We start from the raw sequence: 15,947 nt of genomic DNA, 5'->3' as shown, positions 1-15,947 counted from the left end.
TTCCCTCACCACCAACCAAGGAGACAACCCGTGGCCCGTCAGCTTCTCGCCTACATCCTCGCCGCCATCGCCGCCGTCGCCGAGATGGCCGTCACCGCAACCCGCCTCGTCTGGAAGGCGGGCCGCTGGGTCGTCGAATCGATCACCCCCGCTCCCCGCCGCGCCGCCCCCGCCGGTGGTGGTTCCGCCGACATGGCCGCCGCGCTGGCCGAGGCCGCGACCGCCCCGGTCGGATCGCCTGCCGCCCTGACCGCCGCGCCGGCCCCCAAGAAGGCAATCACCCCCGACGAGGCCGCCAGGGAGTGGGGCTCCCTCGCCCAGCGTTTCGCCCTGTCCCAGGGGACGCTCACGGACGAGGAGCCCGATCTCCGCGCCCTCGACGAGGCGGCGCAGGCTTGGCTCCGGGGCCTCCCCTGGATGGACCTGATGAACGTCGCCAACGGGGACGCCTTGATGATCGGGCGCCACATGCTCGGCATGAAGCCGCTGGCGTCCCTGCCGCCGTGCCCGACGCTTGAGGAGTGGGAGCAGGGCAAGCGCGAGATGGCCCAGATGACCGCGGAGAAGCGCGAGCGCATGGCCGAGGGCCGCAAGGCCATCAGCGACGCGATCCAGGACCTGATCGACAGCCCCTCGTACGTGCCCTGCCAGGGCGTCTGATCACCCCGCATCCCTGACGCAACGAAGCCCGCCTCGGTCACCCCGGGGCGGGCTTTTTCAGGTCTGGATGCCATCGAAGAAAAATGCGTCCCCGTGCATTTTAGGGGTTGCGACTTTCCCTGTGCGCACGTGTGCACACGTCGTCAGCACGCGAAAGCATTCCGTCAGCACGTGGAGCCCCGTACGTACGCGGCCCCGGTGCCGCGTACGTCACGCGCGGCGGGCGTTCGTACGGCGGGCGGCGACCGCGACGGCCCGGACCGCATCAGCCCGGCGGCTGGTGGCGAGCTCGCCCTTCAGGCGGGCGTTCTCGGCCCGGAGCGCAGCGAGCTCCCGGCGCTGCTCCAGGAGGACCCGGGCGACGGTCGCCAGGTTCTCCGAGGTCACCGCCTCCTCCTCGGCAGCCCGGGCCTCGGCGACCAACCGGTCACCCCGGGCGAGGCCGGCAGCATGGGCGGCAGCGAGGCCGGCCGCGAGACCGTAGGCGCCGTTCTCGAAGCTGGAAACGAAACGGTCTGCGTTCATAGGGGCCTCCCCTGGTGCGTGAGACCAGGAGATCGCTACTCGGATTCACTTGTCGAGAGTCGGTCGCTTGTAGTGGTTACTGATCTCCTGGCCGCCTGTGGAGAACCCGTTACGTGCGGGCCAACTTTGGATCGGCCTGCAGGGCTGGGTTCGTACGGTAACAGAGCGCCCCGTTACACCTATGCTGTGTAACGAGTGCTCCGACTTGCGTAACGGATTGTCGAAGGTCTCCATTACCAGTGCCAGATGATGTGAGCGAAGTCGCTCAAGTGCCAGACGGTATCCGTCGGGTGCACGACCACGTTCCAGAGTGTCGTCGAGTCCGCGCAGGCGAGCCAGACGAAGCACTTCGAGGACGACTGCATGAAGCTGGAGGCCAGGCTCCGAGCCAATGACGAGATGCGCGACGACGCCCTGGCGGAATGCGATTACCTACGAGAGGAGAATGTCCGTCTGGCGCGGGAGGCCGCCGAGGTGCTGAAGCTGCGGGCCGAGAACGAGCAGATGCGGCGGCGCCTGGACAGGATACGCGCGGAGGAGTTCTGGGACCGGGTCATGGCCGAGGTGGCGGAGATGATGCCGGTCGGCGGGACGCGGCCGCTGGACGAGATCTTGGCGGGCCTGAAGGACTCGATCCACCGCGGGGCTCGGCTGCACAAGGAGCCGCTCGACGAGGACACGCTGAAGAAGAAGATGATCGGCCGGTGGGAGCACGGGAAGTATTTCGAGAAGGCTCCGGACGGCACCCTCGTGCGCAAGGCCGGATAAGCGGGGTTCCCGATCCGGGGGGCAAGCGGAACAACGGCATTCTTACCGGGACAACCAGTCGTGTGATGGCGTCGGAGAGCGCCGGACACCACTGTCGTTCTACTCGGCATCAGTCTCTCCCCATGAAAACCGCGCTACCGTCCCTTGAAACGAGTCGAATGTGCTGATGTAGAGTTGCGGCCGTCGCGGTAGGATACCATCTAGGCAGTAAGGTCCTGGGTGGAGCATTGCGATGGCCAGCAACGGAGTGGCGGCAGCTGCGCTTGTCGTTGTCCCCGACCACGAGACAGCGGTCGATCTCCTCTATTTCGAGGCCATCGCGCAAACGGTCGTCAACCTGATCGATGCGACACCCAACAAGCCACTCACCGTCGGCATTCACGGTGATTGGGGGGCCGGCAAGTCGAGCGTGCTGCGAATGGCCGAGGCTCGGCTCAAGAAGCGGGAGGGCGTTCTGTGCCTCCACTTCGACGGGTGGCGTTTCCAGGGGTTCGACGATGCCAAGACGGCATTACTGGAAACCATCGTCGAGGAGTTGCGCGACTCCGAGACCTTCGGTGCCAAGACGAAGAAGGCGGCCAAGGGCCTGCTCAAGCGCGTCCGCTGGATGAAGCTGGCCAAGCGAGGCGGCCAGTTGGCCTGGAACTATGCGAGCGGCCTGCCGAGCCCGGATCAGGTCACCGAGATCCTAGGTAAGCTTTCCGGCATTCTCAACGCGCCGGGGGAAGCCGTCGACGGCGAAGCGCTCAAGAAGGTCGTGGAGGAGGCGAAGGAATACCTCGCCGAACCCGAGGCGGCCGAGTCCGCGGTCACGCACATACGTGCGTTCCAGAAGGAGTTCGAAACGCTCCTGAAGGAGGCGGGCATCAAGAAGCTCGTCGTCCTGATCGACGACCTCGACCGTTGCCTGCCCAAGACCGCAATCGAGACCCTGGAGGCGATCCGCCTCTTCCTTTTCACTCCGCAGACGGCCTTCATCATCGCGACGGACGAGGCGATGATCGAGTATGCTGTCCGGCAGCACTTCCCCGACCTGCCGGCTGCGGCGGGGCCGACCTCCTATGCGCGGAACTACCTGGAGAAGTTGATCCAGGTGCCGTTCCGCATCCCTGCGCTCGGGATGGAGGAGGCCAAGGTCTACGTCACCCTGCTCCTCGCGCAGGCGATCCTGGGAGAGGAGGCCCGGGGTTTCGTGACGCTGGTCGAGAAGGCCCGGGCCGTCATCAAGACGCCCTGGATTTCGAATGCCCTCACGTTGGAGGACATCATCGCTGCCGGGCCCGACAAGCGAACGGAGCTGACGGCCGCCTACCGGCTTGCGCAGCAGCTAGGGCCGACGGTCGCGGAAGGGCTTGAGGGCAACCCCCGACAGATCAAGCGCTTCCTGAACGCCGTCGCGTTGCGGAAAGCCGTCGCCGACGCGCGCGGTCTCTCAAGCGAGGTCGAGATCTCCGTCCTAGGGCGCGTGATGCTGATCGAGCGCTTCAAACCGGATTTCTTCACGCAGGTCGCCAAGCAGGCGATGACGGTCGCGGGTGGCATCGTCGTGGAGTTGAAGCTGCTTGAAAGCGACGAGGCGACACCTCCGAGACCGGGTGGACCGTCCGCTGGATCGCCCCAAGCGGACGGCTCCAGGACACTGCCTGAGGCCGTGGCCGATTGGGCGGGGGACGCTTGGCTGCGCAACTGGGCACGGCTGGACCCCGACAAGCTCCTCAGTACCGTCGACCTACGCCCGTACGTGTTCGCGACCCGCGACCGCAAGAGCGCGTTCGGTCGTGCCTCGTCCAACGCCCTGCTCGACCGTATCCTGTCGTCCGTGGGTTCGGGTGCGCTCGGGGCGACGCAAGTGGACGGCGACATCCGAGCACTGGACGAAACCGGTGCCAACCTGCTTTTCAACACGTTGAAGGACCAGATCCTGGCCGTCGATCAGCTCTCGGCCTCGCCTCCGCACTTTGCCGGCCTGTGTGCGCTTGTGCGCCACCACCCCAGGTTCCAGGGTCGGCTCCTGGACTTCCTCGGCGAACTGCCAGCCGACGAGCTCGGCAGTTGGGCCGCTGCCGGTTGGTCCCCGCAGGCCTTCCAGGATGGGCCGAAGACGCGGGCGCGGGACATGTTGCGGTCCTGGTCAACCAGGGGAAGCCGTCAACTCCAGATCACCGCCAAGGCCACTTTGAGAAGTCTGGACGGACCGGAGCGCCGCTGATGGGAACGTCCGCACTGCCACGCGGGCAACGTCCGACGACCCCTCTGGTCCCGGGTTGGCTGGGCGGTCCGGCACCGCCGCCGGTCCCGCCGCCCGGCATGCCTCCGCCCCCCGTCGTCCCCCCCGGACCCGTGCCTCCTGTCCCGGTCCCAGGCCCTCCGACCCCGCCTGGCGCAACTCCCGCACTTCCCTTGGTCCCGGCCCCTCCGCCAGCCCCTCCGCCCGAACCCAACCGCTTCGGCCCGAGCAGGTCCAACTTCACCAGGTTCTCCCGGAGCGGCGGAACCGATGACCGTGCCCTGGGCAGGGCCGTCAGGGGGTACGCCCGCAACGCCGCCGGTGGGGCACGCAACGCGACGCGCCGGATGGGAGCGGCCCGTCAGGCTGCGGCGGGCGTGCTCGGCCTGTTCCGCGACTTCGACACGGTCGGCGTCCGCGAGACCTTCGAGCGCCTTGGGCTCGATGCGCTCCTCGACGGAGGGGTTGCGGAGGCATTCGCGGGGCTCACGGACGTGATCTGCGCCGACGGTGGCCTCGTGGACGAAGCCATCGCTCGTGACGCATGGGCCGAGACCGTCGACCAGCTCGGCGCCCTTGGGATCGAAAGCCTCGACGCGTTCGAGGCCGCCCAGAAGCAAGGCTTTTTCGCCGCCTTCCTCTCCAACAGCATCGTGGGGCGCATTTTCCACGATATCGCGGTTCGCGGTTTCAAGGTCGCCCCGGTCATAGCCGACTTCCGTACCGTCGAGCGCGAGTTGCGGGACTACGTGTCCGCCGCCACGCGCGACGGCATCATCGGCCTAACCCCGCAATCGTTCGGCGACCTCACCGGCCCGAGCCTGGGACGCATCGTGGACGAGATCTACGAGGTGGCGTGGTCCCTGTTGGAAACCTACGGCGATGAAGGCGAATCCTCATGAGATGCCACATCGTCGTTCGTCTCGGACCCTCCGACCGCGCATCCATCGCCGCCCCCGCCGGAGAGCCGCAGCGTACCCTCGACGTCCGTCCCGACGTAGCGGGCCTGAGGTTCGGCATGGGCCAGATCCTCGGCGAGATGGCCACACGCGGGTTGCGTCCGACCGAGGTAGGCGTCGACCTGCTGGTTCTTGCCGTAGCCGTGCAGGCGGCCGACACGCGGATCTCCAGGGTCCGTAACGCGGAGGACTCCTTCACGCGGGAGATCGCGCTTTGGGTCCCGGTCTCGGATCCCACGCTATGGTCCGGCGTGGCGGACCTGATCGAGCGGATGCTGGGCTTCCTGTCGGGGGACATCTGGCGCGTGTTCTTTCGATCCAGGCCCGACGACGGTCCGCTCGCGCCGGCTCCTCTGGGTCTACCGCTTCTCCCGTTCGACCGGGTGGCCTTGTTCTCCGGCGGGGTCGACAGCTTCGTCGGCGCGACAGATCTCCTCGCCAGCGGAAGCAAGACGTTGTTCGTCAGCCACTACTGGGATGCCGGCACGTCGAGCCAGGCGGCATGCGTCCGAATGCTCGATCAGCAGTTCGGAGCCTTCGGCACGCGCCACGTTCGTGCACGGGTCGGCGTCACGGCCGGCGACATGGCCTCCCTTGGCAGCGAGGACACGCAGCGTGCCAGGTCGTTCCTATTCCTCGCCCTCGCCGCCGCCGGAACCAGCGCGATGCCCCGTGGGTCCCGGGTGGTGGACGTTCCCGAGAACGGCCTCATCTCCCTCAACGTCCCGCTCGATCCGCTCCGAGTGGGAGCATGGAGTACACGCACGACACATCCGTTCTACCTGGCTCGCTGGCAGGAGTTGCTGAGGCGGCTGGACCTCGCGGAGAACGTCGAGAACCGTTATCGATTCAGGACGAAGGGACAGATGCTGGACGAGGTGGCCCGACGCAGCTTCGTCGAAGCCGCCATGCCGAGCACGATATCCTGCTCCTCGGTATCGAAGGCCCGGTGGGAGGGAAGGCCGCCCGGTCATTGCGGATATTGCGTACCGTGCCTCATACGGCGCGCCGCCGAGGTCCATGCCTACGGCTACGAACCCACGACGTATCTTGACCTTCCCGTGTTGGGCGGCACGGTCGATCCGCGGGGCGCCAAGGGAGAACACGTCAGGAGTTTCGAGTTCATGGCCCAACGTCTGCGGCGAAAGCCGGAAACCGCGGTCGCGCTCGTGCGAAAACCTGGGCCGCTCACTGACTACGCCCCCGGGGAGATACGCGACTACACCAAGGTCTTCGCGGAGGGTATAGACGAGGTGGGACGAGCTATCGGAAACCTGCAGTCCTTCGCTCCCTGAAGCTCCCGACGGCGGTGGCCTTGCACGATTTCCATTGCCACCTCGACCTGATGGCCGATCCGAAGGCGGAGTACGAAACGCGCGGTGCCTATCGGGTGACCACCGTCGCCGTCACGACGACCCCGCGCGCCTGGCAACAGAACCTTGCATGGTCCAAGGGAAACCCTTGGACGCGACCGGCGCTGGGGCTTCACCCGGAATTGGTCGGGCAGGCACAGGACGAGGTCGGCCTGATGCTGGACCTCATGCCCCAGGCGAGGCTCATCGGGGAGATCGGCCTCGACGGCAGTCCGCACCTGGCGGATGCCTTCGAGGCGCAACGACGCGTGTTCAGGGAGGTCCTGCACCGGGCAGGCTCGCTGGGTGGCCGGGTGCTGAGCATCCACAGCCGTCGCGCCGCCGGACAGGTCCTCGACGAGATCCGTGCCTGCCCGTCGAGGGGAGGCTTCCTGCCCGTCCTGCATTGGTTTTCCGGTACGGCCTCCGAACTCGGTCGGGCCATCGCAGCGGGCTGCTGGTTCTCCGTCAACGGCAGCATGTTGAAGGGGGCACGGGCATCTTCCCTCATGGCTGCAGTTCCCCTCGATGCGCTGCTGATCGAGAGCGATGCCCCTTTCCGGGGTGGCAAGGGCGACCTGAGGGCTACGGTGAACCGCCTTGCGGAGATGCTGGGAAAGGACACGGCGGACTTGGAAGCCATCACCGACGGCAATGCATCCCGCTTGCTTGGAAACTTCGATATCCCAGCCTAGTCGTCTCAGCCTCGGTAGCGCAGCGCCTCGACCACCAGGGCGAAGGCCGGGGCGTGCTGGTGCCGGCTCGGGTAGTACAGGTGGTAGCCGGCGAACGGGGGGCACCATTCGGCCAGGACCCGCTTGAGTCGGCCCTCCTCGACGTAAGGCCGCACCCGGTCCTCCGGCAGGTAGGCGAGGCCCAGCCCGCCGAGGGCGGCCTTCAGGATCAGCCCGGTGTTGTTGAACGCCATCTGGCCCTCGACCCGGACGTTGAGCTCGCGGCCGGCCTTCTCGAACTCCCAGGCGTAGATGTTCCCACGCGTCGGCAGGCGTAGGTTGATGCAGCGGTGGTGCATCAGGTCCTGCGGCTTCCCCATCGAGGAGGTCGCCGGCGCGGTGAAGGAGTTGATCGCCCAGGGCAAGGTCAAGCATTTCGGCTTGTCCGAGCCTGGAGCGCAGACCGTTCGTCGGGCGCACGCGGTCCAGCCCGTGGCCGCCATCCAAAGCGAGTATTCGCTTTGGACCCGCGACCCGGAACCGGAGATTGAACCGCCCCGGGATTTTCGGAGGCTCCAACTCTTGAGAGACTGGAGCCATGACGAAGCATATCCCACCCTTCTCCCCTGAGGTCCGCGAGCGGCCAACCAGGCGCTGGTCGAGCTCCTGCAACGCTTCGCCGAGGCCAAGGAGGCGACGGCGGCGCAGATCGCGTTGGCTTGGTTGCTCTCGCGAAAGCCATTCATCGTGCCCATCCCCGGCACGCGCCGGCTCGACCGGGTCGTGCTCACGCCCCAGGACATGGCCGAGATTGAGGCGTCCGCCTCCGCCATTCCTATCGAGGGAGAACGTTTGCCCGCTGCCGTCCTGCAGTTCTCCTACCGCTGACCCCATCCAAGGGGCGTCGGGATTCACGACTCCTAAGGCAGCGCATAGCGGGACGCGCGTCCCGTTGCCCGCTTCCGGAGTCAACGGCCCGTAAACTATGACCGTCTGGCCCGGGATCGTGCGTCACGATCCGCCGCCGGTCCCCGGGACGGTTACGAGGGTCTCCTGACGAACCCGATGTCGGCGGCGACGGCCTTGAGCCGATCCGGTTCCCGCTCCTTTCGTTCCGAGTAGCGGTCCACGAGGTAGTCGGATCGCTCGCGGGTCAGGAGCGTGAACTTCATCAGCTCCTCGCAGACATCGACGACCCGGTCGTAGAGCGGCCCGGGTTTCATCCGGCCGGTTTCGTCGAACTCCTTGTAGGCCATCGGCACCGAGGACTGGTTCGGGATGGTGACCATCCGCATCCAGCGCCCGAGCACGCGCAGGCCGTTGACGGCGTTGAAGGACTGCGAGCCGCCGGAGACCTGCATCACGGCCAGCGTCCGCCCTTGGGTCGGGCGCACCGACCCCTCGGACAGGGGCAGCCAGTCGATCTGGCTCTTCATCACCCCGGACATGGCCCCGTGTCGCTCCGGGCTGACCCAGACGTGCCCTTCCGACCAGATCGAGAGGTTCCGGAGTTCCTGGACCTTTGGGTGATCGGCGGTGGCGTCGTCGGGCAGAGGGAGGCCGTGCGCGTCGTAGATGCGGACCTCGCCGCCCATCGCCTCAAGCAGGCGCGCCGCCTCGTAGGCGAGGAAGCGGCTGAACGAGCGCTCCCGGAGCGACCCGTAGAGGATCAGGAAGCGCGGGGCGTGGGCGAACGGCGTCGCCACCTGCAGGTCGGCGCTCGCCGGAAAGATGAAGTGTCCCTCGCTCAGGTTCGGCAGGCCGTCGGCGAAGGGCTGTCGAGGCTTGTCCAAGGAACGTCTATCCTCTACGTTTCAATGATGGTTGAGATATTGACATCATGATGGACGAACGGCAAGCTGTCGCTGCCTTCGCGGCCCTCGGCCAGGAGCATCGGCTGCGCATCGTGCGCCAGCTCGTCACAGCGGGGCCTGACGGGATGGCGGCCGGCATGCTGGCCGAGGCGGTCGGCGTGTCCGGCACCAACCTGTCGTTCCACCTGAAGGAACTCAGCCATTCCGGCCTGGTCACCTCCCGGCGCGAGGGGCGGTCGATCATCTACAGCGCCGCCTACCCGGACCTGTCCGAGCTCATCCAGTTCCTGATGCGCGATTGCTGCCAGGGCCGCCCCGAGGTCTGCGCCCCGGCCGTAGCCGCCCTATCCGCCTGCTGCGAGGAAACCGCCTGATGGACGTCGTGATTTACCACAACCCGGATTGCGGCACGTCCCGCAACACCCTGGCACTCATCCGCAACGCCGGCATCGAGCCGCACGTGATCGAGTACCTGAAGACGCCGCCGAGCCGGGTGATGGTCCGTCAACTCGCGGAGCGTGCCGGCCTCACCGTGCGCGACCTCCTGCGGGAGAAGGGCACGCCCTACGCCGATCTCGGCCTTGGGGACCCGAGCCTTACGGATGACCGGCTTCTCGATGCCATCGAGGCTCACCCGATCCTGTTGAACCGCCCCCTGGTCGTCACCCCTCAGGGCGTCGCCCTCTGCCGACCGTCCGAGGCGGTCCTCGACCTCCTGCCTGCCCAGCAGGGCGAGTTCGTCAAGGAGGACGGCGAGCGCGTCGTCGACGAGCACGGCCGGCGCATCGCCACCGCCTGATCGCTCCACATAATCAAGAACAAGAAACGGTCCCGATGCTCGCGCTCGCCATCTTCGTCGTCACCCTCGTGTTCGTCATCTGGCAGCCGAAGGGGTTCGGGATCGGATGGAGCGCCCTGATCGGAGCCGCGGTCGCGCTCGCCACCGGGGTCATCCACCCGGGCGACATCCCGGTCGTCTGGCACATCGTCTGGGACGCCACGTTCACCTTCGTCGCGCTGATCATCATCTCGCTGCTGCTCGACGAGGCCGGCTTCTTCCACTGGGCGGCGCTCCACATCGCCCGGTGGGGCGGCGGACGGGGGCGCCTGCTGTTCCCGTTGGTGATCCTGCTCGGCGCCGCCATCGCCGCGGTGTTCGCCAACGACGGCGCGGCCCTGCTGCTCACCCCCATCGTGCTGGCCATCCTGCTGCGCCTCGACTTCAAGCCGGCCGCGGCGCTGGCCTTCATCGTCGCCTGCGGGTTCGTTGCGGACTCCACCAGCTTGCCGCTGGTGATCTCGAACCTCGTCAACATCGTCTCGGCGAACTTCTTCGACATCTCCTTCAGCCGCTACGCGGCCGTGATGGTGCCGGTGAACCTCGTCTCGCTCGCGGCGACCCTGGTGGTGCTGTGGCTGTTCTACCGGCGCGACCTTCCGGCCACGTACCCCGTGGCCGAGCTCGAAGCGCCGCGCCACGCGATCATGGACGCGCTGGTGTTCAAGGCAGCCTTCCCGCTCCTCGGGCTGCTGCTGGTCGCCTACTTCGTGACGGCGCCGTTCGGCGTGCCCGTCTCGGTGGTCACCTGCGCCGGCGCCGTGATCCTGCTGGCGCTGGCGAACCGGAGCCGCGTCATTCCGATCCGCAAGGTGCTAGCGGGGGCCCCCTGGCAGATCGTCCTGTTCAGCCTCGGCATGTACCTCGTCGTCTACGGGCTGAAGAATGCCGGCCTGACCGACTACCTGGCGCAAGGCCTCGTCTGGCTCTCGGGCCATGGGCCGTTCGTCGCCACCATAGGCACGGGGGTCGCAGCCGCGATCCTGTCCTCGGTGATGAACAACATGCCGAGCGTGCTGGTTGGCGCGCTGTCGATCCAGCAGGCCCCGGACCTGTCGCCGCTGATGCGCGAGCTCATGGTCTACGCCAACGTCATCGGCTGCGACCTCGGCCCGAAGTTCACGCCCATCGGGAGTCTGGCGACCCTGCTGTGGCTGCATGTGCTCGACACCAAGGGCCAGCGCATCACCTGGGGCCAGTACATGCGGGTCGGCCTCGTCATCACGCCGCCGGTGCTACTCGTCACCCTGGCGGCCCTGGCGTTGTGGCTACCCATGATCGGGGCCCGGTAGCACGGCGATGACCCCGCCGCACCGCTGGCCCGTGACCTCGGCCCTGGGCGTGATCCAAATCCTGACCTGGGGCTCATCGTTCTACCTCCTGTCGGTTCTGGCCACCCCGATGTCGAGGGATACGGGATGGCCCCTCGGCTGGGTCATCGGGGGCCTATCCCTCGGCCTCCTCGTCGCGGGCCTCGTCTCGCCGCGGGTGGGAGCCTTCATCGGGGAGCATGGCGGCCGGCCGATGCTGGCCTTCGCCGCCATCGCCCTGGCGCTGGGCCTCACGGGCCTTGCCCTGGCCCCGTACGTTACGGCTTACTTGGCGGCTTGGCTCCTCATCGGCCTCGGCATGGGCACCGGACTGTACGATCCCGCCTTCGCCACCCTCGGCCGGCTCTACGGTGCCGAGGCGAGGTCCGCCATCACGACGCTGACCCTGTGGGGCGGCTTCGCCAGCACGGTGTGCTGGCCGCTTTCCGCCTTCCTGCTCGAGCAGGTCGGCTGGCGCGGCACCTGCCTCGCCTATGCGGCGCTCCACCTTACGGTCACACTCCCCCTCGTGCTCGTCGTGATCCCGTCCCCTCCGCCGCCTACGGCTCGACGGCTTAAGGGATCAAACGCAAGCGCTCGGCTGGATGGGCGGGAGCGACGCGCCTTCCTCCTCATGGCCGGGGTGCTGACCCTCGGCGGCACGGTGATGGCCATGGTCTCGGTGCACCTCATCACCCTGCTACAGGCCCGTGGCGTGGCTCTCACCTCGGCCGTGGCCTACGGGGCGCTGATCGGACCCTCCCAGGTCGGCGCCCGCATCATCGAGATGGCCGGCAAGGGACGGCATCACCCCCTCTGGACCCTGACCGCCGCCATGGTCCTGGTGATCCTGGGGATCGCGATGCTGACGGCCGGCCTACCCTTGGTCGGGCTGGCGCTGGTCCTCTACGGGGCCGGGAACGGGATCTACTCGATTGCACGTGGTACGGTGCCCCTGGCCCTGTTCGGTCCCGAACGATACGCCGCGCTCGTCGGTCGCCTCGCCCGTCCGGGGCTGGTGGCGCAGGCGCTTGCACCCTCCGTCGGAGCCGTGGTCCTGACCCACGCGGGCGCGGACGCGACCTACGCCCTGCTCAGCGTGCTCGCCGTGGCGAACGTCGCGCTCGCCCTATCGCTCTGGCGCGTCCGGCCGCGAAGCCAGGGAGCCGGCGGCCGCCTTCGACGGTCGCCGTGATCCAGTCCCGATCCGATCTTGCCTCCGACCCGTCGCGAGCCTACTGACGCTTAAACGATTCCATAACGGTTTAAGTGTCGTGCAAGAGAAACAAGCGCTCGACGGCTTCGCGGCCATCGCGCAGGAGACCCGCCTGCGCATCATCCGCCTGCTGGTCACGGCCGGGGCGAAGGGCATGGCGGCTGGTGCCATCACCGAGGCCATCGCAGGTGCCTCGGCGCCGCGCATCTCGTTCCACCTTAGCCACCTGGAGAACGCCGGCCTCGTCGAGAGCCGCCGCGAAGGTCGCTCGATCATCTACAGTGCGATCTTCCCGGCCCTGTCCGACCTCGTCGCCTTCCTCATGCGCGATTGCTGCGAGGGTCACTGCGAGGTCTGCGACCGCGCCATCGACCTGTTCGCCAAATGCACGGGCCGGCCCCAGCGGGTCGAGCAAGCCCCCAAGATCGCCTGCGAGGAAGCATGACCACCTTGCGCGACATCCTCGAAGGCCGGCAGATCCCGATCTACTTCGCCGCCATCGGCCTGGCCGTCGTCGTTGCGCTGATGGTCCCCGGAACCACGGCCCTGGACGTCGGGATCAACCCGGCCCTGGCGTTGATGCTGTTCGTCACCTTCCTCCAGGTACCCCTGCCCGAGTTGGGGAAAGCCTTTACGCGGGTCCGTTTCCTGGCGGCGCTCCTCGCCACGAACTTCGTCGCGCTGCCGATCCTGGTGGCCTGCCTGATCCAGTTCCTGCCCGCCAATCCGATGCTGCGGCTGGGCGTGCTCATGGTCCTGCTCACGCCGTGCATCGACTACGTCGTCACCTTCGCCCACCTCGGCCGCGCGGACGCCAAGGTGCTGCTGGCCTCCACCCCGGCGCTGCTGATCGCGCAGATGCTGCTGCTGCCGGTCTACCTCAACGTCTTCCTCGGCGAGGACGCCGCCAGGTTCGTCCAGGTCGGTCCGTTCGTGCACGCCTTCGTCTGGCTCATCGCGGTTCCCCTCGGACTTGCTGCGGCCGTGCAGATCTGGGCCGGACACAGCCGCGCCGGCCACCGGATCGCCACCGGGCTCGGACTTCTGCCGGTGCCGTCGACGGCCCTCGTCCTGTTCGTGGTGATCGCGTCCGTCCTGCCCCAACTCGGGCCGGCCCTAGACGACGCCCTGCGGGTGGTCCCCGTCTACGTCGCCTTCGCCGTGGCTGCCCCGCTGCTGGGTTGGGCGGTCGGGCGCGCGTTCCGCCTGGATGCCCCCACCGTCCGCACGCTGGCCTTCAGCGCCGCCACCCGAAACTCTATGGTGGTCCTGCCGCTGGCCTTCGCCGTTCCAGGCGCCGTCCCGCTCCTGCCCGCCGTCATCGTCACACAGACGCTGATCGAGCTCCTGAGCGAACTCGTTTACGTCCGCCTCGTGCCCAGGCTCGGCCCAACGGCGGCGTCGCCGGTCCCGGCCGTCTAAGTCGCCCCCGATGAGACGGCAGAGCGTACCCGTGATCCCGCATCGCCACCGTCTCGTGGTGATCTCGGCCCTTGGCTCGATCCAAATCCTGACCGGGGGGGCCTCGTTCTACCTGCTGTGTGTGCTCGCCAACCTGATATCGGAGTATACGGGGTGGCCTCTGAGATGGGTCATCGGGGGCCTGTCCCTCGGCTTCCTCGTCGCGGGTTTGCTATCTCCGCGGGTGGGGCTTTCGTCAGGTAGTGCCTATCCCTTCCGCGCCGACACGCGATGTGGCATCGTCCGTTCGTGACCTTTTGGCTCGCCCTTCGCAGGCTGCTCCCGCTCCTGGCGGTGATCGGCCTCGCCCTTGCGCCGGTGACCGCATCCGCGGCCGCCGCAGGCATGCGCGCGCCGACGGCCGTTCAGGGGCACGCCATGGCGATGCCCGACGAAGCCATGGCCGACATGGCCGGGATGGCCATGGACGAGATGCCGTGCTGTCCCAAGGAGCGGCCGGATATGCCCGACTGCTCCAAGGGCTGCCCCCTGATGGCGCTTTGCCTGGCGAAGGTCGCCACCGGGCTGCCGGTCGCCGTCGGACTTCCGGGCCGCGTCGGCGGCGTCGAGGGGCCGACCTGGGGCGTCACCGCCTCCTTCGACAGCCTGTCGCAAGGGCCGCCCACCGAGCCTCCCCGAGCCTGAACCCGATGCCGCCGGCGCCTGCGCCGGCAGATCCCGCGCGCCTGAAGGCCCGGGTCCCATCGTTTTCAGGAGATCATCGACCGTGTCCAACACATCGTTTTCGCGCGCGCTCACGGCTGCGCTGCTCGGCCTCGCCCTGACCGCCGCGGCCCGGGCCGACACCAAGGACTACGAGTTCCAACTGGTGAAGGACGAGGCCAAGCAGGGCGAGGCCATCCTCGACGTCCGCCTCGTTGACAAGCGCACGTCCAAGCCTGTGCCGAACGCCGTCATCTTCGCCAAGCGCATCGACATGGCGCCTGACAGCATGGAGGAGATGACCTCCAAGATCGAGCAGCTGCCGTCGCCGGAGCCGGGTCTCTACCGGTTCAAGGTGAAGCTGACGATGGCTGGCAGCTGGCGCCTCTCGCTCGGGGCCAAGGTCCAAGGCGAGACCGGCACCGTCGAGAACAAGCTGGTGTTCAAGGCCACCAAGTGAGCCGGAGAGCATGGCTGGCCGGGACCCTCGCCGCGCTCGCGGCGGGGGTTTTGGGGTATGGCGCGGGGCATGAGGGCAGCCCCGTGCCGGCGCTCGTCCAGCAGGCGCGGACCGGGTTCGTCCACTGGCTGCCGGGTGCCGAGACAAGGTCCGCTGTGCCCGCTCGGGTCCCGACCAAGGCGACCGGTCCCGTGGTCTACTACCGGGACCCGGACGGGAAGCCGGACTACTCCGCCGAGCCCAAGCGCACAGCGGACGGTCGAGACTATCGCGCCGTCCACGCAAGCGAGGACGTGCGCTTCGACGAACCCGACGAGCCCAAGGCGATGCCCGACCCCGGGCACGGCGACATGGCCATGGGTCAGACCACGATGCCGGCGACAGGTGCCCGAAAGGTGCGCTTCTACCGCAACCCGATGGGTTTGCCGGACACCTCGCCGATTCCGAAGAAAGATTCGATGGGGATGGACTACCTTCCCGTCTACTGGGGCGAGGACACCGACGACGGCACCGTGAGGATCTCGCCCGGCAAGCTCCAACGCACCGGGGTCCGGACGGCAATCGTCGAGCGACGGGTCCTGTCGATGCCGGTGCGCGCGCCCGGCGCCATCGAGGAGGACGAGCGCCGGATCTCGGTCATCGCGATGCGTACCGACGCCTTCATCGAGAAGGTCGAGCCCGTCACCACCGGCGACCACGTGCATAAGGGCCAGCCACTCCTCCGCCTGTTCTCGCCGGAGATGAACGCGGCCGCCGCGCAGTACCTTACCGGCATCGGCTACGAGGGCGCCCGCCGGCGCCTGGAGAACCTCGGCATCCCGCCCGAGGTCATCGACGAGATCGAGCGATCCCGGAAGGTGCCTTCCACCATCACGTGGTCGGCGCCTCGCGACGGGGTCGTGGTCGAGCGCAACGTCTCCGACGGCATGCGCGCCAAGTCCGGCGACACCCTCTTCAAGCTCGTCGACCATTCCAGGGTCTGGGTCCTGGCCGACGTGACCGAACGCGACTTGGCGGCCG

The 15,947-nt window shown here is 67.7% G+C and carries 18 protein-coding genes and 3 pseudogenes; 17 read left to right on the top strand and 4 right to left on the bottom strand.

The window, feature by feature from the left end; translation table 11 throughout:
- Window positions 1-30: 30 nt before the first annotated feature.
- The gene (locus MFF30_RS04660; protein ID WP_056097044.1) at window positions 31-660 is read left to right on the top strand and encodes a hypothetical protein; all 630 of its coding nucleotides are present in this window, start codon (window positions 31-33) and stop codon (window positions 658-660) included.
- 210 nt (window positions 661-870) lie between these two features.
- On the opposite strand, the gene MFF30_RS04655 is transcribed toward MFF30_RS04660, so the two are convergent.
- Window positions 871-1,185: a hypothetical protein gene (locus MFF30_RS04655; RefSeq protein WP_056097041.1), complete on the bottom strand. Its 315-nt coding sequence runs from the start codon at window positions 1,183-1,185 to the stop codon at window positions 871-873.
- 233 nt (window positions 1,186-1,418) lie between these two features.
- On the bottom strand, window positions 1,419-1,550 hold the full coding sequence (locus MFF30_RS25915) for a hypothetical protein (protein WP_265223593.1): 132 nt from the start codon (window positions 1,548-1,550) through the stop codon (window positions 1,419-1,421).
- Here MFF30_RS25915 and MFF30_RS04650 point away from each other — a divergent pair.
- From MFF30_RS04650 to qatD, 5 genes are all read left to right on the top strand, one after another.
- Window positions 1,549-1,953, top strand: a complete 405-nt coding sequence (locus tag MFF30_RS04650) for a hypothetical protein (protein WP_157085675.1) — start codon at window positions 1,549-1,551, stop codon at window positions 1,951-1,953. The two genes, MFF30_RS25915 and MFF30_RS04650, sit on opposite strands and share 2 nt — an antisense overlap.
- A 232-nt stretch (window positions 1,954-2,185) precedes the next feature.
- Window positions 2,186-4,162, top strand: a complete 1,977-nt coding sequence (gene qatA, locus MFF30_RS04645) for a Qat anti-phage system ATPase QatA (protein ID WP_056097040.1) — start codon at window positions 2,186-2,188, stop codon at window positions 4,160-4,162.
- Window positions 4,162-5,082: a Qat anti-phage system associated protein QatB gene (qatB, locus tag MFF30_RS26075; protein ID WP_306424559.1), complete on the top strand. Its 921-nt coding sequence runs from the start codon at window positions 4,162-4,164 to the stop codon at window positions 5,080-5,082. The genes qatA and qatB overlap by 1 nt, the downstream gene beginning before the upstream one ends.
- Before the next feature lie 116 nt (window positions 5,083-5,198).
- Window positions 5,199-6,434: a Qat anti-phage system QueC-like protein QatC gene (qatC, locus tag MFF30_RS04635; RefSeq protein WP_156384040.1), complete on the top strand. Its 1,236-nt coding sequence runs from the start codon at window positions 5,199-5,201 to the stop codon at window positions 6,432-6,434.
- Window positions 6,435-6,454: 20 nt separating this feature from the next.
- Window positions 6,455-7,186 (top strand): Qat anti-phage system TatD family nuclease QatD, encoded by a 732-nt coding sequence (gene qatD / locus MFF30_RS04630; protein WP_156384039.1) that lies wholly within the window; start codon window positions 6,455-6,457, stop codon window positions 7,184-7,186.
- A gap of 5 nt (window positions 7,187-7,191) precedes the next feature.
- Here qatD and MFF30_RS04625 read toward each other — a convergent pair.
- A pseudogene (locus MFF30_RS04625) lies at window positions 7,192-7,536 on the bottom strand (LysR substrate-binding domain-containing protein); the annotation flags it as partial.
- On the opposite strand from MFF30_RS04625, the pseudogene MFF30_RS04620 reads away from it, so the two are divergent.
- Window positions 7,478-8,053 (top strand): annotated as a pseudogene (locus MFF30_RS04620) (aldo/keto reductase). The pseudogenes MFF30_RS04625 and MFF30_RS04620 sit on opposite strands and share 59 nt — an antisense overlap.
- Before the next feature lie 152 nt (window positions 8,054-8,205).
- On the opposite strand, the gene arsH reads toward MFF30_RS04620, so the two are convergent.
- Complete coding sequence (gene arsH, locus MFF30_RS04615) at window positions 8,206-8,958, bottom strand: arsenical resistance protein ArsH (protein WP_283205860.1); 753 nt, start codon at window positions 8,956-8,958, stop codon at window positions 8,206-8,208.
- A 47-nt stretch (window positions 8,959-9,005) separates the two neighbouring features.
- Here arsH and MFF30_RS04610 point away from each other — a divergent pair, with 47 nt between their 5' ends.
- From MFF30_RS04610 to MFF30_RS04565, 10 genes and pseudogenes are all read left to right on the top strand, one after another.
- A complete protein-coding gene (locus tag MFF30_RS04610; RefSeq protein WP_056097023.1) occupies window positions 9,006-9,353 on the top strand; it encodes an ArsR/SmtB family transcription factor in 348 nt (115 codons plus the stop codon).
- On the top strand, window positions 9,353-9,778 hold the full coding sequence (arsC, locus tag MFF30_RS04605) for an arsenate reductase (glutaredoxin) (protein WP_056097020.1): 426 nt from the start codon (window positions 9,353-9,355) through the stop codon (window positions 9,776-9,778). The genes MFF30_RS04610 and arsC overlap by 1 nt, the downstream gene beginning before the upstream one ends.
- A 35-nt stretch (window positions 9,779-9,813) precedes the next feature.
- Window positions 9,814-11,109, top strand: a complete 1,296-nt coding sequence (locus tag MFF30_RS04600) for an arsenic transporter (protein WP_056097017.1) — start codon at window positions 9,814-9,816, stop codon at window positions 11,107-11,109.
- Window positions 11,110-11,116: 7 nt separating this feature from the next.
- Window positions 11,117-12,322 (top strand): MFS transporter, encoded by a 1,206-nt coding sequence (locus MFF30_RS04595; RefSeq protein ID WP_056097014.1) that lies wholly within the window; start codon window positions 11,117-11,119, stop codon window positions 12,320-12,322.
- 79 nt (window positions 12,323-12,401) lie between these two features.
- Window positions 12,402-12,788 carry an ArsR/SmtB family transcription factor gene (locus MFF30_RS04590; protein WP_056097011.1) on the top strand — a complete coding sequence of 129 codons (387 nt, stop codon included), beginning with the start codon at window positions 12,402-12,404 and terminating at the stop codon, window positions 12,786-12,788.
- Window positions 12,785-13,765, top strand: coding sequence for an arsenic resistance protein (locus MFF30_RS04585; RefSeq protein WP_056097008.1), 981 nt, complete (start codon window positions 12,785-12,787; stop codon window positions 13,763-13,765). Before MFF30_RS04590 ends, MFF30_RS04585 begins: the two co-directional genes overlap by 4 nt.
- A 10-nt stretch (window positions 13,766-13,775) precedes the next feature.
- Window positions 13,776-14,000: pseudogene (locus MFF30_RS04580) on the top strand (MFS transporter); the annotation flags it as partial.
- 53 nt (window positions 14,001-14,053) lie between these two features.
- On the top strand, window positions 14,054-14,449 hold the full coding sequence (locus tag MFF30_RS04575; protein ID WP_056097130.1) for a hypothetical protein: 396 nt from the start codon (window positions 14,054-14,056) through the stop codon (window positions 14,447-14,449).
- An 82-nt stretch (window positions 14,450-14,531) separates the two neighbouring features.
- Window positions 14,532-14,927, top strand: a complete 396-nt coding sequence (locus MFF30_RS04570) for a FixH family protein (protein WP_056097005.1) — start codon at window positions 14,532-14,534, stop codon at window positions 14,925-14,927.
- The coding region (locus tag MFF30_RS04565; protein ID WP_238277142.1) for an efflux RND transporter periplasmic adaptor subunit at window positions 14,924-15,947 on the top strand (1,024 nt) is incomplete at its 3' end. The genes MFF30_RS04570 and MFF30_RS04565, both read left to right, overlap by 4 nt.

Source organism: Methylobacterium goesingense (genome assembly GCF_022179225.1).
GTDB lineage: Bacteria > Pseudomonadota > Alphaproteobacteria > Rhizobiales > Beijerinckiaceae > Methylobacterium > Methylobacterium goesingense.
The sequence above is the reverse complement of the archived record's forward strand: the minus strand, read 5'-3'. Positions and strand labels throughout refer to the sequence as shown.